Source organism: Gimesia benthica (assembly GCF_009720525.1).
Taxonomy (GTDB): Bacteria; Planctomycetota; Planctomycetia; order Planctomycetales; family Planctomycetaceae; genus Gimesia; species Gimesia benthica.
This window is the reverse complement of sequence record NZ_CP043930.1, coordinates 177,315-197,920: the sequence shown is the minus strand read 5'-3', so window position 1 is coordinate 197,920 and position 20,606 is coordinate 177,315. Positions and strand designations below refer to the sequence as shown.

The following is a 20,606-nucleotide window of genomic DNA, read 5'->3' as shown; positions in this document are numbered from 1 at the left end:
TGAATCAGCTTGCGATCATTTTGATGCGCTTCAAATCTTCTCTGTATGCTTTTCGCAAAAGCGAACCGCATGCCATTCACGACCACTGAGTGTCGGGTGTGTTGTAAGTGACTGTATTTCAGTGGGTTATGTGAGGTGTGGGAGTGCAGCGGTTTGACAGGGACGTCAGAGAAATGGCTGCCAATCGATCAGCAAGGCGGCTGAGAATACGGTTTTTGAAGAGCCTGTTCAGATGAATGTGCAGTGCAAATTAAGACTACGGATCTCGCAGGAATAACCAGAGAAAAATCGAGAACAGGCCGAGCAGTCCCAGGCCGAGATGCAGCGCCGCGACACTGATCGAACCTGCGAGCACGTTGCCGGTAGCGAGTGGCCAGAAGGGATGCATGTCGGCGTGCATCAGGCTGTCGAGGAAGACATGAGAGACTCCGCCGATCAAGCCAGCGAGGAGGGACTGTAAAAGCAGCCGTGTCTGGGAAGTTTGCGCGAGTCGCTGTTTCCAGCGTGAGGTTGGGGGCATGAGTCGGGCCAGGAACAGTATGAGTCCCCACATCAGCAGACCGGCCACGAGACCTGCAGCGCTGCCTCCCAGGTAGGTATGCAGACTGCGGTGGAGCGGCAGTTCATTGCGGCTCATATAGTAGAGCACTTCCACATCAATCAGCACGTTGGCCGCCATGAAGGAGGTCAGCCAGAATGAACGGGGACCACAGGCTTTGGTGAGCAGGCCGGGACTGAAATGAAACGGGGTTAGTGGAATGAGAGAACCTCCGTGCTGAAAATTTACTGGCCGGAATCATAGTCGGATGAGCGCGAATCTGTCTATCGCTGTTTGGACGTGTCTGGGGGATGCTGGCTGGAAATAGTTCTTGAATGCCGGTTTGCACGGACTATGATGGCGGATGTATGACTGTGCCCAACGGAGGTATCCCATGTGCGTCGCTGCATTTATGCCTGGTTTTTTTGAGCTGTTGATTGTCTGTTCGATGGCAGTGCTGGGAGTGGTTCCTTTCTGGATGATTTGCAGCAATGCCGGCTTTCCGGGCTGGATCAGCCTGTTGATTCTGGTTCCGATGTTGAATGTCGTCCTGTTGTTCTTTATCGCCTTCGCTGAGTGGCCTGCGTTGAAGGCGCAGTCAAATCGAGAGCCCTCTGAACATTGATTGAATCGGCGCCTTGCAACAGACAGGCTATTGGCCTGGTACCCCCTGCTGCGGAGGCGTGTTACGCAACTGGCTGGGGTCGGGCTCGACCGTGACCAGCAGGAAGTTGCACCACACATTATCTTCCGGCTCGCCTCTGGCAATGCGCTGATAACACCAGCGCATGGGATTGATTACAGGCTGTCCGGCCTCCTCAGTGAGTTGGAGTGTGACGGCTTCTGTTTCGGGATCGTATTTCCATTCACTCGGCTTGACTGTTTTAATCACCTCGCCAAGATAGGCTCCCCAGAGATAGCTCCGCGCAGACGGCGTGATCGAGCGGTCCGCGTTTGGATCCTGAAGATAGTGTTCCCGCGATTTGGCCAGAATCTGTTCTACTTGCTCAACGGATTCGGGTGAGTAATCCAGGTCGACCTGAAATACGTCTTGCGCTAACCGGACTGCCCGCTCTGCCTCTTGTTTCATATGGCCGGAAGCTCCCAGCCGATCGATTTCCGGCAGACTGACATAATAATGGCTCAACTGCACACAGCCGGCGACTCCCAGAATAATGAGCAGGATGATTACATAAATTCTGAGATTACTTTTGGGAGATTTGGTCGTTACGGGGGCTGTTTCGTTCATGAGTTCGCTTGATCTGCAGAGAGGAAAATTCGCGCTGGGACTTATTTTACGCTACACAGCAGGCCGGGAGAATATCGACAGGTCGAAATAGAGCAGATGTCGAAAGATCCGCTGCAGCGAACAGCAATTGACAGTCTCCCCTGCTCTTTTATCATGACGGGATGGCTGTATTCGCAAACATCATCTTTCTGTTGATTTTATTCACGATCGGATTTGCAATCATTGCGCTGATTTTGATGGGGGCGTTATCTCTATTGCGTGTCAATCGAAAGTGGCGGTGGCTGCTGGGGGCGTTTGTGATTTACTGCAGTGCCCTGGGAATCTGGCAATACGGGTTATCACGTCCAGCCGCCGTCTTTGAACGGCAGCTTGGCTTTGCCCCACCAGCTGATGTCTGCGAGTTGAAGTCTTCTACATGGATCCTGGGGGATGCGGGACAGATCCGGCTGTCGTTTAATGGGAGCCGTGAGACGGTGCAGCGGATTCTGAAACGTGGTCTCCAGCGGCAGGAAGATATGGGATTTCTGGAACGTTATCATCGCGAGTTTTCAGAATACTTCGTGCACGAACGGGAAGAGCTGATTTATAACAAGGATACCGGGCACGTGGAATTTACCTGGCAGGGCATTGATTAAAAAGTAAGTTTCAATCAGCGCTGTTTTTTCCTGCCGAACCAGCGGCCGAAGAGGGCGTAGCGATACCAGCGGAAGTATTTGGGGAGCCAGCGGAAGAGCTGAAAGCGGGACTCGCCGGCGTCGCGGTCTTTCCAGGTGGTGGGAATCTCGCCGATCTGTTCGCCGCGGACAAAGGCCTTGGCGGTCAACTCCAGGGCGATTTCGAAGCCCTGCTCGCTTTCGATCTGCAGTTCATTGACCAGGGCGGCGTCATACAGGCGGAAATTATTGGTCGCGTCGTGGGTGGGGAAGCCGACCAGGTAATAGAGTGAGAGTCCCGCCAGGCGGCTGAGCGTGCGTTTGAGCAGCGGACCGCCGAGTTGCCTGCCTCCCTGCATATAACGTGAGGCGCAGACGATCCGGCATCCAGAATGATAAAGCTCGAGCATGGGTGCGACATCGTTGAGGTCGTCGGAGAGGTCGGCCATGATGACCAGGGCCGGTCCGTTGTCTGCTGCCTGGAAGCCGGCCCGGATGGCATTCGCGGGTCCCCTGCCCAGTTCGTTTTTGACCAGTGAGAGATAGGGACGCGTGGTCGCCAGTTCGCGGGCCACGGGAACCGTGGTGTCTTCGTCAAAGTCGTAGACAACCAGCACGCGGAAAGGTTGCGGCAGCCGCTGGTCGATGGCATCGATCAGGCGGGGGAAGTTTTCGTCCTCGTTGTAGACAGGGACGATGACCGAGAGAGGAGTGGCTGCCTGCTCCATCAGATGGTTCCGCGTGCAATCTGTTCTTTGATCCAGGGGATGACCTCGTCCAGCATCTGATCCAGAGTGGTGTCGGCGGTGAAGCCGAGCATGTCTTTTGCCTTTTCGACTGCGGGAGAGCGATACTGCACATCGTGCGGGAATGGCTGTTCGCTTTGATAGCGGAAAGGTTTATCGGGCCCATGAATTTTCTGCCAGATCGTCTCGGCCAGTTCGAGGACCGTCGTCGCCTGGGGGGTGGAGAGGTTGAAGTCTTCGTTGAGGGCCTGGGGATGTTCGACACAGAGCCGAATACCCCGGGCAAGGTCTCCGCCGTAGGTGTAGTGACGGACCTGAGAGCCGTCGCCGAGAATCTGCAGCGGGTCCTGCCCTTTCATGATTTTCTGGACGAGGTCGGGGACGACATGGCTGAGAGCAAGTTCAATATCGCCCGATTTGACATCTTCATCGGTGACAGCCCGGCGTTCACCGATGCCGACGCAGTTAAAGGGGCGGGCAATTGTGTAAGGCAGACCGTATTGCTGATGTGCTCCCTGGGCATAATACTCCACGGCGAGTTTCTGAAAGCCGTAGGTCGATTCGGGAGGCGGGCAGGTGCGCTGGTCCCCTTCCTGACTGGGAAACTGCTGCGCACATTCAAAAACCATCGACGAGGAAATGACGGTGATTTTCTGTAGTTGTCCTTCGCGATGGGCGGCGAGAGCCGCGTCGAAAGCGGCCGCTGTGATGCGTTCATTTTCTGCGAGCAGGTCGTAGGCGAATTTATGGAAGTAGGAAATACCGCCGATCATCGCGGCGCCGGCGATGAAGTGATCGCAGCCCTTGAGCAGCCGACTGAGCAGGTCGATGTCTTTGGCATCGGCCTGCAGGAATTCGTAGCGGGGATGTCCCTGGTGAGCGGGACTCAATTCGCCGTACTTGGAGAAATTGTCCAGCCCGACGACATCGTAGCCGGCCTCCAGCAGTTCTCCGACGACATAGCTGCCTATAAACCCGGCGGCGCCGGTAATCAGAACTTTCATGGCTCCTGCCTTGTTGTAAATCCAAATACGTCAATCAGGGGTTTGGTGGTCTGTAAACTGCGATACTCGTCGTGACAGGCCCCGAGGATCAGAATGTCTGACTCCTGCTGAATGGTTTCGAGCGAAACAAAATCGGAACTGTCGATGAAGGGATCGGTACAAAGCACCCGCCGGCATTCCAGCGTCAGCACTTTTCTGAGTTTGTAAGATAAAGAACTCCGCGGGTCATCGCAATTCCCCTTGAAGCCCATTCCCAGAATCCCGACCGTCAAGCCGGTCAGGTCGTGATTTTTCTTGAGTCGTTCCACAATGAAGCCGGGGAGTCCCTCGTTGACCGCCATCGCGGTCTGACCGAGGGTGAGCAGGTTGTGATTGAAGGAAGCCAGCTGCATGGTGTCCTTGAGCAGACAGGGGCCGCCGGCAAATCCGGCGCGGGCAAAGCCGTTCATGCGGGGGTATTTGTAGGTGATCGCATGATAGATGAGGTCGAAGTCGGCCTCGTAACGCTGGGCCAGCATGTAGAACTGATTCGAGATCGCGAAGTTAATGTAGCGATAGGAATTGGTAAACAGCTTACCCAGTTCGGCTTCGACGGGGGAAAGCTCGATCACTTCCTGACCGAAATCGGAGAAGAAGCGGGCCGCCCGCTGTGCTGCCTGTGGGGAACAGCCGCTGACTAACTGGGGGAGTTGTGTCAGTTCCAGCAGTGCCCGGCCCTGGGCAATCCGTTCGGGGCAATAAGAGACCTCGATCTGCAGGTCACGTTCGGCGACGAGTCGCCCCAGACGCTGGGTGACTCCGGGGAAGACCGTACTGCGAATGATCAATAACTGACCGGGGCGGCAGTGCTGGAAGACATCTTCCATCACCTGATCGAAGGCTCTGAGACTGGGGTCGAGATATTCATCAACCGGGGTGCCGATGGTGACGATGATCACATCCTGTTCGGAAAGCGCCGTGAAGCTCGTGGAACAATGCAGGCGACCGGATTCGAGAACTCGGGGCAGAAGCTGGTCAGCGTTGATTTCCTGGAACGGCATCTGGCCAGAGCGGATCGTATCGAGCTGCGCCTCGTTGAGATCGACGAGCGTCACCGTGTGTCCGCAGTCACACAAGGCCAGGCCGAAAGGGAGTCCCACATGACCGCCTCCCCCGATGATGGCCACGCGGAGAGGATGTTGCACCTGTGTCGTCTCTGTCTGTCCCTCATGTGCGTTCAACCGGTGACTCCTGTGCTGGTGATGATGGTTGTCATTTCTGACTGGTCTGATCGAGGCTCTGTACCGGGCTGTCTTCCGGCACATAAACTTCGACAAAACAGCTGAAGGGATCATCCGGATCTCCCCAGGTTCCCACGAGACGCCCTTTGAACTCTTTACTTAACCCCCTGTCCTGCATGTCATGGCTGACAATTAGGTAATCGTAGGGAAAAGGACGTGCATCAAAGGCGAATTCGCGGTTGTCCCCGAGGAGCGTCTGACGTCCCGCGGCTGCAAAGTTGAAGACATAGGCGCGATCGACCGTATAACGGGCGTCTGCAGGTAACTCCTGAATGATCCGACTGATAAATCGAGGTGCATTGTAATTCACATTCGACCAGTTCGCAATGTGAGCGCGCCATGTGCGGATTCCTGAGCCGGGAAGCATTGCCAGCACAAGACAGGCTGCACCGATTAGTACCGGAAGACGCCAGACGACACTGCGGTTCCAGAGTAGCGTAGCGAGGCGGCTCAGCCCCCAGCCCAGGCAGAGGAACAGGAGCAAGCCGGGATACGACCAGTAGCCTTTGGTCGGGTGGTGTCCCTGGCAGGCAATGAGCAGGTAAATAGAGGACCAGGTAAGCAGCAGCAGGATGCGCTGACGATGGTCCCGGGAGCGCCAGGCCAGGAGAGTGCCGATGACTAATCCTGCGGCCATGAGTGAGAGCTGAATCGTGCCCGCGTGTTCGCGGAGCAACTGAAACTGCGTGGCGAAGTAAGGCCAGGGAAACAGAAGACGGGAGACGAGTCCCGGACCGGAGCGGTCAAGCACGTTGGTGAAAAACTGATAGCGGAAGGGTTCGGGGTAAGCCAGAATCAGAGGGAGCCATAAGGCGAAGACCGCCAGGGCGCAACCGGTGATCACGGTGCCCCGCAACAGGCGTTGTTGCCAGGTCCCGTTGACGAGCAGTGCCCAGCAGCCGAGCTGAATGCAGTAGACCAGCGCAAAGGGATGCGTGAGCATGCCCAGTCCCAGCAGGAGGCCGACGAGGCCCAGGTCGCGGTAGCGTCGTGCGCTGGCATGCCAGCGGTACATCATCAGGATTGCCAGCAGTCCCCAGAGGCAGCAGAGCATGTCGGGACGGGAGATAACAGCCGGGAAATAAAGGAGCCGGGAGAGGCTGAAGAGACCCGCGGCGATCAGTCCAGCGAGCGGGTCTTTGAATATACGAATGGCGAGCAGGTACATCAGAATCAGGATTCCGACCCCAGCCGTGATGGAGACGAGCCGCGTCGTGCTGTAAGTCGGAGGCAGGACGGCGTACAGCGGTGCGGAGACATAAAAGTAAAGTGGCGGAAGTGCGAAGAGCGCTTCGTCAGCCTGATAGAAGGCACTGCCGGTCTGTCGTTGCGGGGCATACGGGACGTGGGGTATGCCTGTCTCGAGAATCGTCCAGCCGGGAATGGCGAACCATTCTTCATCCTGCCCCCCTGCCTCGCGGAGTACGAGGGGGACCCGCCAGATCAGAAAGAGGATGACAATCCCGGCGAGGGCCCAGCGACACCAGTGACTGGAGCGAGAGGTGGTCTGATTCGATTCGGGTTCGGACAAGGTCGGCAGCAGGCTTTCGGTGACGGGACGCGCGGATGTCGTTTCACAGTTGTTACCGACGATATACGGTTTTTCAGTCGGGATCAAGCAGATTCCGAAGCAACGATGTGAATCGGCGATCGCTTACTGCGGCAGGCATTCGAGAAGACCCAGCACCGCCCAGGTGGTCCCCCAGTAGACGGCAGTCTCTTCGATGCGATCTTTCTTCTTGGCTTTGGTGCCCTTGACCGGCCAGGAGCCATCTTTTTTCTGAGTCGAGATCAGAAACCGTTCCGCCCGGCGGACTGGTTCGGCCTGTAAATTAACGCCTGCTTTACGGAGGGCGAACAACGCCATGCCGGTGCCGAGGGCATCGCTGGGATCACTGGTGAGCCAGCCCCAGCCACCATCTTCGTGTTGCAGGCTCTGCAACTGCTGGATCATCTGGTCGCGCTGCTGGTTTTGATTCTGGCTGGTCGCGAGCAGGAGTTTCATGACGTACCACTCGGTACTTTTGCCCGGAGTGCTCTTGTCGATAAAAGTCTGGGCCTGCTGGATGGTCTTTTGATTTTGGGGATTATCGGCGGCGGTCAGCAAACCGAGCGTGAGCCACATGGTACTGACGGCGTCGGTTTCCGGTTTGGCTCGCTTCTGAAAGGGAAGTTGCCCGCCTGCTTTCCAGGAACCGTCGGGCTTCTGATCGACGCGGAGCAGACCGATCAGTTTTTTGCGGGTTTCCGGATCTGAGTTGGCCGGAGTAAACGCGAACAATTGCTGGACCACGCCTTCTTTATTAGTCGTTCCTGCAATCTGGCCTTTGTCATTTTTGGACAGTGCCTTGTCATTGGCCCAGTCGGTCCATTCCTGCAGACGGTCGCTGACGGTGAAGCCATGCTGCTTCGCATTCTGCAGACTCCAGAGCATGGTTCCCACGCGGTGGCAGGAAGCACATTTCTTTTCCTCAATCCACCACAGCCCCTGCTTTTCAATGTAAGGGATGCTGCGCTCTACGGTGGACCGAACTTCGGCGGTGGTGGGCTGGGCGTCTGCGACTGCACCGGTCAGAGCGAGGATGAGTGAGCTGAAGAGGAACATGGTGAGCGCCTTGAATTAGGTGAAATCATTTTCAGAGACGAATGTGAGGAATAAGCTATTCAAATTCTATTTTAACAGAGTAGCTCAAATTCATCAGGTATTTTCTCATGTAGGACAAATGAAATCTTAAAAAAGGAAATCGGAGTCTCTAACACCCGCTTCACTAGGTTGCGAGAGTGTAGAGTGATCATTGTAATGTACAAAACAGATTGTAGTATGATCGAAGTAGCCGGAAGTACTTGTTTTCACATCTAAGAGAGGGACTCTAATGCAGGCAGAGGAAGTTAGCCCCCATGATTTATTGATCTGGTGGCAAAACCAGATCCCTGCCCTGGCTGGTATTGTGTCTCCTTATGTGCGAACTCGACTCAAAGGCGAATTGAAACCTGAGACCTGCTTTCTGTTACGGATCGCATACTTCGTGGCGGTGGTGTCAGAATATGAGTCTGATCTGGTCGATTTATGGGGGCCGTTCAGTGGGATGAATTCTGACTCCAGGCAAACTTTGATCGACGACCTGGGACTGTTACAGATGGATGCGCTGGTTCAATATCTGAGTGACTATCCGGATGGCACGATTCCTGTATACATGACAGGAGCAGTTGCTAGTTCTCTGGAGCGACGGTTGTGTGATTATCTCAATCTGCACCGTGGACTGGTAATTGACGACTTGCAGCAGCCGATTGGACAGAACGTAGTCGAACTCGATTCCGCTGAGCCTCTGTCTGGTATTGCTTTTGAACAGATGGAGCTGTTGTCGTTGACACATGCATTGGTGTTAATGAAGTATATCGAATCAGCGGATGCAAAAATGCGATTAATTTCGGAGGAGCTTGCATGTCAGGGAGGCGAACCTCCTAAAAGTAATCTCCAGCTGAAACGCCGCTGTCTAGATTTTCGCCTGGATTTGAATCGCCACCTCAATGGTTATAGCAATAAGATGCCGCTGGTCGCGGAAGAGTGGTTCTATGATACGCTGGAAATAATGGATTCCGCGTCGGCCTGGTTCGGAAAATGAATCACTCATTGAATTGAGCATGGGGTTGGTAAGAGTCTCTGAATCGGAATTGCTAACATCTTGAGAATACCCTGTAGGTTTTTAATTAGACGGCATGATAGTTTGGGGGCATTTCCATAAGGAGGGAGCGTAGGTCGATGCTGGTTTCAGGGGATATCGTGACTGTTGAGGTCCAGGCTGTGCGCGTATTCGGTATGTTTTGTATGTATGACAGGCAGGAGATCCAGGTGCTCATCCCGGAAATCTCCTGGATCGCTTCTTTTAATTCGTGTGAGCAGTTTGCATCTGTGGGAGACCTGTTACAGGTTGAGATCATTCATGTTGATGCGGCAGGCGGTCGGATTGCTGGTACGATTAAAGGAATGTATGCGGACCCCTGGGAGTCCAATCAGTTCGAAGTGGGAACAGTCTTTTCGTCAAAAGTGATCCGTCGTGTCGATCAGGCAGATCGATGCGATGGGCGGCCTGGCTATCTGGTTGAACTGATGCCAGGGGCATATGCGATGTTATGCTCGCAAAATATTTCACTCACACCAGGTGAGCGTTGTTCCGTCATCGTGAACGCAGTCAATCGGCGGCAACATGCAGTGCGTATCTCTCTACTGTCTGCTGAACCATAAAGCCTGTTAAGAAACGGTGAAGCACCGCGCGTGCGACTGGAACCCCGGATGCGTGACCATTAAGCTCTTGACTCCCTTATCAGTCTGGTTCTTCAAAGGTTTGCGTCAATGGGTTTCAGCCGCTTGTTTATCGTTGTGTTGCTGGTCATCAGTTGTAGCTTCACATCATTGAAGGCAGAGGAGAAAGCACAGGCGCCTCTGTTTCAGGCGCATGCTCATAATGATTATGAACATGCCCGACCATTGCACGATGCGCTGGAGCATGGGTTCTGGTCTGTGGAAGCGGACATTTACCTGGTGGATGGTGAGCTGCTGGTGGCCCACGATCGGCCTGATGTAACGCCGGAACGGACGCTGCGGAAACTTTACCTGGATCCGTTGCAGGCGTATTTTCAAAAACACACTTTTTCCAGTCAGGAGAAAACGCCCCCCTTCACTCTGCTGGTGGATATCAAAACGGATGGGGCGGCGGTTTATCCGGTATTACGTCAGCAACTGGAAGACTATGCCCAGCTGCTTTGCAGGGTTGAAGACGGGAGATCGATTCCGGGGGCGGTGCAGATTGTAATTTCAGGAGACCGGCCGAAGAAACTGATCGCCGCCGCCAACCCGCGGTATATGGGGATTGACGGGCGGTTGAGTGATCTGGACTCGAAGCAGCCGGCAGAACTGATGCCATTGATCAGCGACCGCTGGACGTCCCATTTCAAATATCGGGGAAAAGGCACGATGTCTGAGGCGGAACGCACCAAACTGCGTTCAATTGTGAAGCAGTCGCATGCCGCGGGGCGGCGGGTGCGGTTCTGGGCAACGCCGGAGTCAGAAGCCGTCTGGCGGGAACTGGTGGCCGCGGACGTGGATCATATTAATACCGATCAACTGGGACGGCTGAGTGTATTTCTCAAGAGGCAGGCTGATTAGAGTCTGTTGATGTGCCCCGTCTCAGTTCCGGGTCAGGCTTCCTCTTCAAACTCGATATCGGTAATCACGGTGCCCGGGGGGAGGTCTTTGACCTGTTCGTGGATCTGGCCGTGGACGCTGATGTGCACCGCGACGTCGATCGGTTCGATGTTATCGAGTTCATCTTCGCCACTAAGGACGAGAGGCGTCTGGTGGCCGTAGACCTGGCCCGGTTCCAGGCTGACGCCGGCTTCGCGAAGTTCCAGTACACGGGCGGGAAAGAACAGGTCGGTGACGAAATCGGGATCCTGGAGCAGTGTTTCAAATTCGCTGCTGTCTTCGGCGACCGGGGTGATTTTGCCTTCGACCATATCGGCAAAGTAGATGGCCCCCGATTCCCCCTGCGCGAAGACGTCCCCCATGGCAGTGACCAGAACGGCCTGCATCGATTCGGGCATGGCCCAGGTCCAGTCGTCGAGGAGGACCTTGCAGTCGACCTGTTCCAGATTAATTGTCAAATCATTTAATGTGAGTGCCACGGTAACCTCGTGTTGGGTAATGAATGTGAATGGTGATGGGATGTCTTGAATTCTGTGGCTGAGAATCTAGCAGAATCCGGGAGTGGTGACAAATCAACGGAAGATTATGGTCTGTTTCCAACCGGTGATATTGCCAGCCCTTGTGCAAATCTTCTCTTACAATCCAGAGTGTCCCGGGCAGAGAATTGCAGAGGAGAGCAAAAATTTGCAGATGGTTGTCTGGTCAAAATCCCCTTAGTTTTACGATTGCAGAGAGAAAAAATGTAACATCAGCTACGAATCCATACAGGTTCTTAACGTGAGACTCGCTCTGGTATGCAATCTGGTAAAAAGATCGCAACCATATTGATTTGATTTACTTCGGTCATGTTTAAGGTGTGAGAGTCAGGTTTTGTCAGGAGACTGGTGGATAGGAAAAATACCTATGCAGGAACTCAGGGGAATTCCTGCATTTTAAAACGCGGTATGGGGTTTGCTTTTCATGAGTAGTAACGCGGCCAGGAATATTCATTTTTCATCCACTTGAAAGGAAGGTGCTCAAATGAAAGGCCTTAGTTTAAAAGTGTTGACTGTGACTGCAGCGTTGGGGCTCTGTCCTCTGCTGTTGTCAGCCCAGGTCCAAACTCCTCCCGATGCACAACCGAATTCGGGCGATCAGATGCAGATTGATCCGGTCGTTCGTGCGGGAACCGCGCATCTGAATCTGGACGATGCAACCCGGGCCCGGTATCGCTACCATGACGGTCACTGGTGGTTTAAGACAGCCCAGAATGGCTGGCTGGTGGAACAGAATGGTCAATGGGTCGAGTTTTCTCCCATGACTTACACTTCTCAGTCCCCATCTGCAACTGCGCAAACGACTCAGAACGACAATTCGGGTAACGCCCAGACCACGGGGAGTGGTAATTACTACTATGGAACCCAGTACACATCGGCTGGTGCCCACAAGCCATTCAGTCACCACCATTTTGGTGGGGCACAGTTTGGTCACTGGGGAACCGGTTATCGTGGCTGGAGTGCTCACTGAGTTTAATCCTGTCCGGCTCTGACCTGATAGGGCCTATAGCGCCGCGAGGCCAGGAATCAGGTCAGCTGACGGAGTTCAGGAGCTGCTGACTGCACGAAGTGACTAGCTCAGATGAAACGTTCATCAGGAACTTCGGACGGTCATAACAATCAGGAGTGTGTTTAAGGCAGACCAGCAGCTTGTTGCTGATCTGCCTTTTTTGCTGCGCTGATTCTGACAGGAGATTCAATCTGTGTCCCTGCGGATGAACTCAATGGTCAGTTCATCCTGTCTGCCGTGCATTTCTGCGAAGTGGAGTGCAAGGATCCAGGACGTGTGGCTGGGGAGACTGACCGTTGCTCCGGGAGCCGCAGCGAGGATCTGATCTGCGAATGAGGAACCGACACCTGCGCTCTCTTACTGGTTCGTTGTTCAGAGTTCAGACAAGATCAACGGGTGGCTGGTCTTACAACGGACAATAGTCTGGCGGTTTTCAGACCGGCATGACCGCTCATCGTTCGCCGCTCAATGCTGCTGATCTGTCTGTGAGAGGCAAAACTCCGACATTCTGTCGCTTTTAAGGTGATTTCAGGTCTTTTTCTCAAGTTGGTATGCCGGTTGCGATTGTCGAAAAGCGTGGCCAGGAAATACCACTAATAACAATAATTGAAAGGAAGGATTTCAAATGAAAGGCCTGAGTTTAAGAGTATTGACAGCAGCGACAGCGCTGGGGATCAGTCCTCTGCTTCTGTCCGCACAGTTAGAGACAGGTGCACAACTCGACGCAGGGGTCAAAGCAGCCGGCAAGGCTGTTCAGGGAGCCGGTAGCAAAGCTGCCGCTGGTGCTGATGCCGGTGCGAAAGGCGCCGTGCAGACGCCCAACCGAGATGCCGCACCTACTCCGCCAAAAACGAAGACACCCGGTAAGGCGCTGGATCAGGCGCGTCCTAAATTGGAGACTGGATCAGATGCGAATCTGAAGGGCAAGGCGAACGTTCAGACGCCTGGTGAAGCTGACCTGCTAGGGAAAGCAAACCTGCAGAATAAGACTGACGCCGATCTGAATGATGGAGTCAATCTGCAGAACGATGCTGATGCCCGGATCCAGGGGAAGATGAAAGCCGACGGTCCTATGCGTCGCCGGACAAACCGCCCCAATATGGATGCTGAAGGAAGCGTGCAGGGACAGGTCAATGGAGACATTGATCCCATGGTTCGAGAAGGGACTGCTCATCTCGATATCGACGAAGCAACCCGTGCCCGGTACCGTTACCACAACGGTCACTGGTGGTATCAGACCGAAAACGGTCAGTGGTTGTTCGACAATAACGGAAGCTGGGAATCATTTGATCCCATGACCTACCGGAACCCACGTCAGCAGATGGCACCGCCACAGACGTTTCAGAACGACAGTGACGGGAATGCCCAGGTTGATGTAGATTCAGGTGCTTACTATTACGACAACTCATCCGACAATGGTTACTACTACGACAATGGTTCGTACTATAGTGGTAACTATGGAAGCCCCTATTACAACAACCGTGGACGTCGATTCTATAATGGTCGCGGTTACTACAACGGTGGCTACTATGGTGACGGATACTATGGCCGTGGTTACAACAATCGTGGTTGGAACCAGGGTTGGAACAATGGTCGTCATGGAACCGGATACCGTGGCTGGTCTGACCGCCGCCGTGGTGCCGCAATCGGTGGTTCACTTGGTGGTCGAACCGGAGCTGCCATTGGTGCCGGAATCGGTGCCGAAGTTGCCGACTAGTCTTAATTCGACAAGGAGGAATCTGGTCAACTTAGTTTGATCATTCCATGAAGGAGTATGTTCAAGGCAGATCAGCCGAGCCCTGAAGCTGATCTGCCTTTTTTCGTGCGCGGATGGGAAAATAATGATTTCACAGTCGAGTTTCTGTGTTGCTTCGGGTAGCCTGGGGTGTTCCGGCGATGTGTGTTGTTTGTGGTGAACTGGTCGGGCAGGTGGACTTAATTTGTTCCAGAAACAAAAGGACGAAATTCAAATGAAAAACCTTTGTTTGAAAGTATTGACCGTAACTGTGGCGTTGGGAGTCAGTCCTCTGCTCCTGTCCGCACAGAAAGTGACTGCAGATTCTGACGTCAAACTCGATCCGATTGTGGCAGAGGGAACAGCCCATCTGAATCTGGATGACGCGACCCGGGCTCGCTATCAATACATGAACGGCCACTGGATGTATCAGACTGAAGAGGGCAAATGGCTGGTCCATAAGGACGGAGCCTGGAAAGTGGCTGATCCGACCTTCTACACAGTACCGCCGTTGCCACGGCCGGGGGGAAATCCGCTGGGGCCCTATTTTGATCAATTCATCCCCGAGTACGCCCGCTGGGGAGCCGTCCGTCCCATCGGGAAAGCGTATTATGATCAGTTCATCCCCGCCAATGGCAGCTGGGGGTATGACGGTCCGATCGGTACCGCTTACTTCGATCAGTTTATTCCTGCCAACAGCGACTGGGGATACAACGGACCGATTGGCACCGGCTATTACGATCAATACATTCCCGAATACGCTTATTGATCCCATTGACATAAAGGCTGTTCCAGGCAGATTAACCACTGTGGTGTGTTGATCTGCCTTTTCTTTTGCGCGGTGCGAGATTCTGTTGACAGCTTTACCTGGCGATCTATGATCGTAGAGGGTTGAGCGGCTGACTCGCGCTGTTCAGTCCTGTTAAGATTTAGTGAAATCAGGCGTACTGCCTGTTGCTATCCGTTGCGATTCTGTGTTCATCGTTCAGAGTAATATCAGCGACCTAGTCGTTGTTTCTGAATCAGAGATCTCAACGGTTTTTCACGAGGTTGTCATTTGTCGGCAGAGCAAGGTGACTCCGATTTCCTTTCCGGTCATCAGGAGTATCAACAGGTCTTTGAGGAACTGGTTGTCGTGCGAGACAGACTGGTGTCAGAGGTCGTCTGCTCGCAGCCTCTGCTGGATCAGATTCACGTGCAACATCGCGAGAGTGCGCGGAACCTGTTGTACTACCTGGCACTCAGACGCCGCGATCTGCGACCTTTACAGATACGACTGGCGGCTCTGGGACTCTCTTCCCTGGGACGGGCGGAATCGCATGTCATGGCGACCATCGATGCCGTTCTGGAAATGCTGCAGAGACTGCTTGCTAAGACCACAGATGTCACAGACTCCACCGAATCATTAATTGATTTCAACACAGGGGAACGACTGCTGGCGGCGCATGCAGAATCTCTGTTAGGGCCTGCTGCCCCGGGACGCGGCGTGCGGATTATGGTGACGATGCCCAGCGAGGCCGCCAATGATTACGAGTTGATCTATCACCTGTTGCAACAGGACATGGAGTGCATGCGGATTAACTGCGCGCACGATGATGTGGAAGCCTGGTCGCGGATGATTGCGCATCTCCGCCGGGCTGAGCATGCATTGGGAAAGCGGTGCCGGGTCGTGATGGACCTGGGAGGCCCTAAACTGCGGACCGGTCCGCTTGAGCCGGGCGCTGCTGTGGTCAAGGTGCGTCCCCGCCGCGATGAGTATGGTCGGGTGATCGCTCCCGCACGCATCTGGCTCTACCCGGCTGAGCAACCAGCGACCTCCCCTGCCCCGCGGATGCCTGTCTGCCGGTCGAGTTGTCCTGGCTGAAACGCCTGGAAGTGGGCGATAAAATCAGGCTGATCGATGCCCGCCACTCGCGACGGAGTTTCCGCGTGGTCGATTGCCTGGATCAGGGTTGCTGGCTCGAAGCGAACAAGACAACTTACATTGTGCCCGGAACGACATTACGCTTACGGAGTCATAAAGGTAAGAAACTGAGAGCGACAGAAATCGTCGCGGTATCGCCCCGCGAAAACTGTCTGCTGCTGCATCCGGGAGATCAGTTGATCGTCACCCGGGATCAGACGCCGGGACGTCCCGAGGTGCGGGATAGCGGCGGACAGGTTCTGACGCCGGCCCGGATTGGCTGTTCCATTCCCAGTGTCTTTAATGATGTGCAGTCAGGTGAGTCGATCTGGTTTGATGATGGTAAAATTGGCGGCGTTGTGGAAAAAGTCGCACCGGATCAGGTGCAGGTCCGGATCACACAGACCCGTCTGCAGGGGGCGAAGCTCAGGGCCGATAAAGGGATCAATCTGCCGGAGAGTCAACTCAGTCTCCCCGCTCTGACGCAACAGGATCTGGAAGACTTGTCGTTCGTCGCGCAGCATGCGGATGTGGTGGAACTCTCGTTTGCCAATCGGGCGAGTGATGTCGAACAGTTGCAGGCCGAACTGCAGCGGCTGGACGGACGGCAGCCGGCGATCGTCCTGAAGATTGAAACCCGGCTTGGTTTTGAAAATCTGCCGGATATGCTGTTGACGGCGATGCGTTCCCCTGTTGTGGCGTTATGATTGCCCGCGGCGATCTGGCAGTCGAGTGCGGTTTCGAACGGATGGCGGAAGTGCAGGAAGAGATTCTCTGGATCTGTGAAGCCGCCCACGTTCCGGTAATCTGGGCGACACAGGTGCTGGAGACGCTGGCCAAAGAAGGCATGCCCTCTCGCGCGGAAATCACCGATGCCGCGATGGGGCACCGGGCGGAATGCGTGATGCTCAACAAGGGACCCCATGTATTACATGCGGTCAAGACGCTGGATGATATTTTAAGACGGATGCAGGCGCATCAGACCAAAAAACGTTCGATGCTCCGTGAACTCCGATTAGCGACGCACTCTTCAGGAAAACAGGACCAGGATGGACATCAGGGCAACGACGGCAACGGATCTTGAGACGGTCAAAGCGGTCCACCGCGAGACATTCGGGTCTGAAGAAGGCCCCATCATTGTCGCGCTGCTGGATGAACTGTTCCCCGATCCGACGGCAGCGCCGCTGCTCTCGCTCCTGGCTGAAGAGACAGGAAATGTGTTGGGACATGTGCTGTTTACGAACGTGGTTGTTCACGGTACCGAGTCTGTCACCGCGCGGATTCTGGCACCCCTGGCGGTGCTTCCCTCTGCCCGGAAACAGGGGGTGGGGCGACAGCTGATCGAAGTCGGTCTGTCCCAGTTGCGCGATACGGGAGTCGAACTGGTATTTGTACTGGGGGACCCTGCTTTTTATTCACGGTTTGGTTTTGAACCGGCGGGCGTGCGAGGTTTGCAGGCACCGCATCCTCTGCCGGCAGAATACGCGGAAGCGTGGATGGTACAGGAACTCTGTTCTGGTGTGCTGGGACGCGTTACAGGGGAGGTGGAATCTTCGCAGGTACTCAACCGTCGGGAATACTGGATCGGTTAGCGTCTGTGTTACTCGTCGTGGCTCGATCCGTTTGTTGACAGTCACCTTGAGTCTGGTACGATTTGAGAAGACTGTTCTCCCAGGAACGGCCCTCGTTGACGCTTCATTATCAAAGGACTGCCCCATCATGATCAGCACTGCCGAAATCAGTTTCTATCCCCTGCAGGAAGAATACAAACCGCTTATCAAGGAATTCATCGCGAAACTGCAGACCTATTCCGGTCTCCGCGTGACCCCGGGCTCCACGTCAACGTATGCGGTCGGCGACTACGACCGGCTGATGGAATGCATGACCGAGATCATGGCCTGGAGCCACGAAGAACAGGGCAAAGGCGTATTCGTGGTGAAGTTTCTGCCCGGGTATGAGGCGAAGTAGCAAGATCTGGTCGAAGGAATCACCACTCCATGGAAGCTGTTCCGGATGTCGTGCGGCATCTGATTCATTATGCGTGTCACCTGCTGGTTCCCTTTCTGATAGCGCGCCTGTTCTGGAAGGAACACTGGGTGCAGGCGGGGCTGATTATGCTGGCGACGATGCTGATTGACGTCGATCACCTGCTGGCCGATCCGATTTTTGATCCTCATCGCTGCAGCCTGGGGTTTCATCCACTGCATACCTGGTGGGCGGCGGCCGTGTATGCGGCGCTACTCTGTATTCCTTCCTGGCACTGGCGCGCGGTGGCGGTAGGCTGTCTGTGGCATCTGGCGACGGATGGGATCGATTGTCTATTGGGCGGGCATTGTCTGTTTTGTTGAGTGGGTAAAGTTCCAGCTTCGTATTGTGGAAGGCAGACCATGTATGAGCAAATTGCGCGTGAGAGTTCTTCGACGGAAGTGGCTCTCGAGAAGCTGCATCGCGCCGGTGCGGGACCGATCGAAGCGATAAAGGCCCTACGCGCCGGTCGGGGCCTTACGCTGGCGGAAGCCAAGCAGCGACTGCATCAGTCCCCTGCCTGGAGCAAAGAGGTCCGGAATGCTGAGTTATTGCATGAGGCTTTATGGGAGGCACTGGATGAAGAGGACCTCCAGTAGGCAGAGGGAGATGAGGATTGACCCCGGTTCGATTTCTCAAGAACGTTAAGCATGGTGTTGCTTCGTCTGGCCTCCGGCGGTAAACCATAAGGATTGTTTACTCCTGCTGAAAACTGATCCTGCAAACCTGGTCTGCCATCATGATATTATCCTGCCTGCGTCAATGGTCTTTTCTGGCGATCCTATGTCTGGTCGCCTTTTCCGGAACGAGTACTGCTGTGGCACAGCCTGAAACCGTGGAGGCGGATGTCTGCATTTACGGGGCGACTCCGTCGGGGATCCTGGCGGCGGTCGCGGTGCAGCGTGCGGGGCGGTCGGCGGTGATTGTGGAGCCGAGCCGCTGGGTGGGGGGCATTCTGGGGTCGGGGCTTAAGCCGATGCAGGACTGTCCCAACTATGCGGCGACCGGGGGGATGACACGGGGGTTGTTGAAAAGCCTGGGGCAGCCGAACTGGACCGAAGATCGAACTGAGAACCGCCGGGTGCTGGCGGAGATCAGTCCGAAGACGATTCGCGAAGACTTTCAGAAACTGCTCGCGGCGCACAAGATCAGGGTGATCTTCGATCATCGCATTGCCGGTTGTACGCCTCAGGCGGGAGAAAAAACAGCGATTCAGGCGGCTCTGTTCGATCGGGCTCCCTTTGACGAACTGGGGACGCCGGTTGTGGAACCCGCAGCCCGCGAAGCATTGCGCGTCGCGGCGAGGATCTTTATTGATGCCAGTTACGAAGGGGATCTGCTGGCGAAAGCGGGCGTGTCCTATCGCGTGGGGCGGGAATCGTCGGAGGAGTTTGGCGAGGAATTCGCCGGTGTGCAGCCTCCGGTGGGGTTGACTTCCGTGGATCCGTTTAAGACGCCTGGCGATCCGAAGAGTGGCCCGTTACGCGGGGTGGAAAAAGATCATGGGAAGCCGCTGGGGGCGGCGGACGATTATACGCAGGCGTACAACTTTCGGTATTACACGACCAGCGATCCCGCACACCGGGCTCCGTTTGGTGTGCCCGAGGATTACCGGGCTGAAGACTTCGAACTGGTGGGCCGGTATGTGGAGTATCTGAAGCAGCAGCATCCCCGCGAGAAGAACCTGCGGCAGCGGCTGATCGGGATCTTTCCGGGCTGGAAGAACTCGGGCGAGTGGAACTATCAGCGGAGTTCGCTGATTTCGATGTCGCCGGTGGGTATCAGCCGGTTTTATGCCGACGGTGCTGTCGCCGCGCACGTGAAGATCTGGCAGGCACACCGAGACTATTTGAGCGGGCTGCATCATTTCATGAGTACCGATGACCGCGTGCCTGACTTTTATCGACAGGAAGTGGCTGAACTTGGACTGGATAGGCGCCCTCATCCCGAGACGGCCGGCTGGCCGCATCAGTTGTATGTGCGCGTGTCGCGCCGCCTGGCGGGGCGTTATACGGTGACGGCACACGATGTGTATAACAAGACAGAGATCGAGGACCCGATCTGCCTGGCGCAGTACGGGATCGACGTGTACCCGGTTCGGCGGATCTGGTTACAGCAGGAGGGACAGACCCTGGTCGGCCTGGAGGGCAAGATGTTTGTCGGCGGTTCCCGGGGACCGACGAATCAACCCTACCCGATTGCCTATCGGGCGATCACACCTCAGCAGGACGAATGCACAAATCTGCTGGTGCCGGTCTGTTTTTCAGCGACGCACTTGGGATACGCTTCGGCACGAATGGAGCCGGTGTTTATGATCTGCGGTGAGTCGGCGGGGATCGCGGCCTGCCAGGCCCTGGCGGAAAACTGTGCCGTGCAGGACATCGATGCGAAAGCCTATCGACGGGCCCTGGAGCGGGCCGGGCAGAAACTGGTGTGGGATCCCGCGACGGATCAACCCGATTCGGGGATGGGAAAATCAGGGGGCCGCTATACGATGCGGGGGCTGCTCCGGGAGTGTGATGCGGATGACAACGGGACGGTCTCCCAGTCTGAATGGAATGAAAAGAAATCTCCCTATGAGTGGCTGTTCGAGATCATCGATACGAACAGCGACGGACAGATCGTCGCCGGCGAATATGAGGCGTTTCAAAAGTATAAAGCCAAGCACCCGGACTGGCAGAAACGGATCAAAACCGCAGGCCTGAAGTGATTTCACTAGAGGCCT

Annotated in this window: 24 protein-coding genes; 16 read left to right on the top strand and 8 right to left on the bottom strand. The window is 55.2% G+C overall.

Annotated elements, in window-relative coordinates; genetic code table 11:
• Positions 1-256: 256 nt before the first annotated feature.
• A complete protein-coding gene (locus tag F1728_RS00920) occupies positions 257-760 on the bottom strand; it encodes a DUF4184 family protein (protein WP_155362506.1) in 504 nt (167 codons plus the stop codon).
• Between the two features lie 172 nt (positions 761-932).
• On the opposite strand from F1728_RS00920, the gene F1728_RS00915 reads away from it, so the two are divergent.
• Positions 933-1,163 carry a hypothetical protein gene (locus F1728_RS00915; RefSeq protein WP_155362505.1) on the top strand — a complete coding sequence of 77 codons (231 nt, stop codon included), beginning with the start codon at positions 933-935 and terminating at the stop codon, positions 1,161-1,163.
• 27 nt (positions 1,164-1,190) lie between these two features.
• Here the strand turns inward: F1728_RS00915 and F1728_RS00910 are convergent, their stop codons facing one another.
• On the bottom strand, positions 1,191-1,787 hold the full coding sequence (locus F1728_RS00910; RefSeq protein ID WP_155362504.1) for a hypothetical protein: 597 nt from the start codon (positions 1,785-1,787) through the stop codon (positions 1,191-1,193).
• Positions 1,788-1,948: 161 nt separating this feature from the next.
• Between F1728_RS00910 and F1728_RS00905 the strand changes: the two genes are divergently transcribed.
• A complete protein-coding gene (locus tag F1728_RS00905) occupies positions 1,949-2,422 on the top strand; it encodes a hypothetical protein (RefSeq protein ID WP_155362503.1) in 474 nt (157 codons plus the stop codon).
• A 14-nt stretch (positions 2,423-2,436) separates the two neighbouring features.
• Here F1728_RS00905 and F1728_RS00900 read toward each other — a convergent pair whose 3' ends face one another.
• The 5 genes from F1728_RS00900 to F1728_RS00880 are packed head-to-tail and all read right to left on the bottom strand — an operon-like array spanning position 2,437 to position 8,075.
• Positions 2,437-3,168: a glycosyltransferase gene (locus F1728_RS00900; protein ID WP_155362502.1), complete on the bottom strand. Its 732-nt coding sequence runs from the start codon at positions 3,166-3,168 to the stop codon at positions 2,437-2,439.
• A complete protein-coding gene (locus F1728_RS00895) occupies positions 3,168-4,190 on the bottom strand; it encodes an NAD-dependent epimerase/dehydratase family protein (RefSeq protein WP_155362501.1) in 1,023 nt (340 codons plus the stop codon). Before F1728_RS00895 ends, F1728_RS00900 begins: the two co-directional genes overlap by 1 nt.
• Entirely contained in the window at positions 4,187-5,410 is a 1,224-nt protein-coding gene (locus tag F1728_RS00890; protein WP_194242627.1) for a nucleotide sugar dehydrogenase, read from the bottom strand. The genes F1728_RS00895 and F1728_RS00890 overlap by 4 nt, the downstream gene beginning before the upstream one ends.
• Before the next feature lie 31 nt (positions 5,411-5,441).
• Positions 5,442-7,088 (bottom strand): glycosyltransferase family 39 protein, encoded by a 1,647-nt coding sequence (locus tag F1728_RS00885; RefSeq protein ID WP_194242626.1) that lies wholly within the window; start codon positions 7,086-7,088, stop codon positions 5,442-5,444.
• Between the two features lie 36 nt (positions 7,089-7,124).
• Complete coding sequence (locus tag F1728_RS00880; RefSeq protein ID WP_155362498.1) at positions 7,125-8,075, bottom strand: prenyltransferase/squalene oxidase repeat-containing protein; 951 nt, start codon at positions 8,073-8,075, stop codon at positions 7,125-7,127.
• A gap of 268 nt (positions 8,076-8,343) precedes the next feature.
• Between F1728_RS00880 and F1728_RS00875 the strand changes: the two genes are divergently transcribed.
• The 3 genes from F1728_RS00875 to F1728_RS00865 all read left to right on the top strand — a co-directional run bounded on the left by F1728_RS00875 (position 8,344) and on the right by F1728_RS00865 (position 10,634).
• Positions 8,344-9,093, top strand: a complete 750-nt coding sequence (locus tag F1728_RS00875) for a hypothetical protein (protein ID WP_155362497.1) — start codon at positions 8,344-8,346, stop codon at positions 9,091-9,093.
• A gap of 137 nt (positions 9,094-9,230) precedes the next feature.
• Positions 9,231-9,713, top strand: a complete 483-nt coding sequence (locus F1728_RS00870; protein ID WP_155362496.1) for a S1 RNA-binding domain-containing protein — start codon at positions 9,231-9,233, stop codon at positions 9,711-9,713.
• A gap of 108 nt (positions 9,714-9,821) precedes the next feature.
• Positions 9,822-10,634, top strand: coding sequence for a phosphatidylinositol-specific phospholipase C/glycerophosphodiester phosphodiesterase family protein (locus tag F1728_RS00865; protein WP_155362495.1), 813 nt, complete (start codon positions 9,822-9,824; stop codon positions 10,632-10,634).
• A 32-nt stretch (positions 10,635-10,666) separates the two neighbouring features.
• Here F1728_RS00865 and F1728_RS00860 read toward each other — a convergent pair whose 3' ends face one another.
• On the bottom strand, positions 10,667-11,152 hold the full coding sequence (locus F1728_RS00860) for a T6SS immunity protein Tdi1 domain-containing protein (protein WP_145440129.1): 486 nt from the start codon (positions 11,150-11,152) through the stop codon (positions 10,667-10,669).
• A 541-nt stretch (positions 11,153-11,693) separates the two neighbouring features.
• Between F1728_RS00860 and F1728_RS00855 the strand changes: the two genes are divergently transcribed.
• From F1728_RS00855 to F1728_RS00815, 11 genes are all read left to right on the top strand, one after another.
• Complete coding sequence (locus F1728_RS00855) at positions 11,694-12,179, top strand: hypothetical protein (protein ID WP_155362494.1); 486 nt, start codon at positions 11,694-11,696, stop codon at positions 12,177-12,179.
• A gap of 664 nt (positions 12,180-12,843) precedes the next feature.
• Positions 12,844-13,935 (top strand): hypothetical protein, encoded by a 1,092-nt coding sequence (locus F1728_RS31160; protein ID WP_194242625.1) that lies wholly within the window; start codon positions 12,844-12,846, stop codon positions 13,933-13,935.
• Between the two features lie 253 nt (positions 13,936-14,188).
• Positions 14,189-14,722, top strand: coding sequence for a hypothetical protein (locus F1728_RS00845; protein WP_155362493.1), 534 nt, complete (start codon positions 14,189-14,191; stop codon positions 14,720-14,722).
• Positions 14,723-15,010: 288 nt separating this feature from the next.
• Positions 15,011-15,817, top strand: coding sequence for a pyruvate kinase (locus tag F1728_RS31435; protein ID WP_228030442.1), 807 nt, complete (start codon positions 15,011-15,013; stop codon positions 15,815-15,817).
• The gene (locus F1728_RS32030; protein ID WP_261344496.1) at positions 15,805-16,563 is read left to right on the top strand and encodes a pyruvate kinase; all 759 of its coding nucleotides are present in this window, start codon (positions 15,805-15,807) and stop codon (positions 16,561-16,563) included. Before F1728_RS31435 ends, F1728_RS32030 begins: the two co-directional genes overlap by 13 nt.
• Entirely contained in the window at positions 16,560-16,940 is a 381-nt protein-coding gene (locus tag F1728_RS32025; protein WP_261344495.1) for a pyruvate kinase, read from the top strand. The genes F1728_RS32030 and F1728_RS32025 overlap by 4 nt, the downstream gene beginning before the upstream one ends.
• Positions 16,906-17,448: a GNAT family N-acetyltransferase gene (locus F1728_RS00835; protein ID WP_155362492.1), complete on the top strand. Its 543-nt coding sequence runs from the start codon at positions 16,906-16,908 to the stop codon at positions 17,446-17,448. The genes F1728_RS32025 and F1728_RS00835 overlap by 35 nt, the downstream gene beginning before the upstream one ends.
• 127 nt (positions 17,449-17,575) lie before the next feature.
• A complete protein-coding gene (locus tag F1728_RS00830; RefSeq protein WP_155362491.1) occupies positions 17,576-17,824 on the top strand; it encodes a histidine kinase in 249 nt (82 codons plus the stop codon).
• 29 nt (positions 17,825-17,853) lie between these two features.
• Positions 17,854-18,204 carry a DUF6122 family protein gene (locus F1728_RS00825; protein WP_155362490.1) on the top strand — a complete coding sequence of 117 codons (351 nt, stop codon included), beginning with the start codon at positions 17,854-17,856 and terminating at the stop codon, positions 18,202-18,204.
• A gap of 39 nt (positions 18,205-18,243) precedes the next feature.
• Positions 18,244-18,480, top strand: coding sequence for a hypothetical protein (locus F1728_RS00820; RefSeq protein WP_155362489.1), 237 nt, complete (start codon positions 18,244-18,246; stop codon positions 18,478-18,480).
• Positions 18,481-18,620: 140 nt separating this feature from the next.
• On the top strand, positions 18,621-20,591 hold the full coding sequence (locus F1728_RS00815; RefSeq protein ID WP_155362488.1) for an FAD-dependent oxidoreductase: 1,971 nt from the start codon (positions 18,621-18,623) through the stop codon (positions 20,589-20,591).
• The last annotated feature ends 15 nt before the right edge of the window (positions 20,592-20,606 follow it).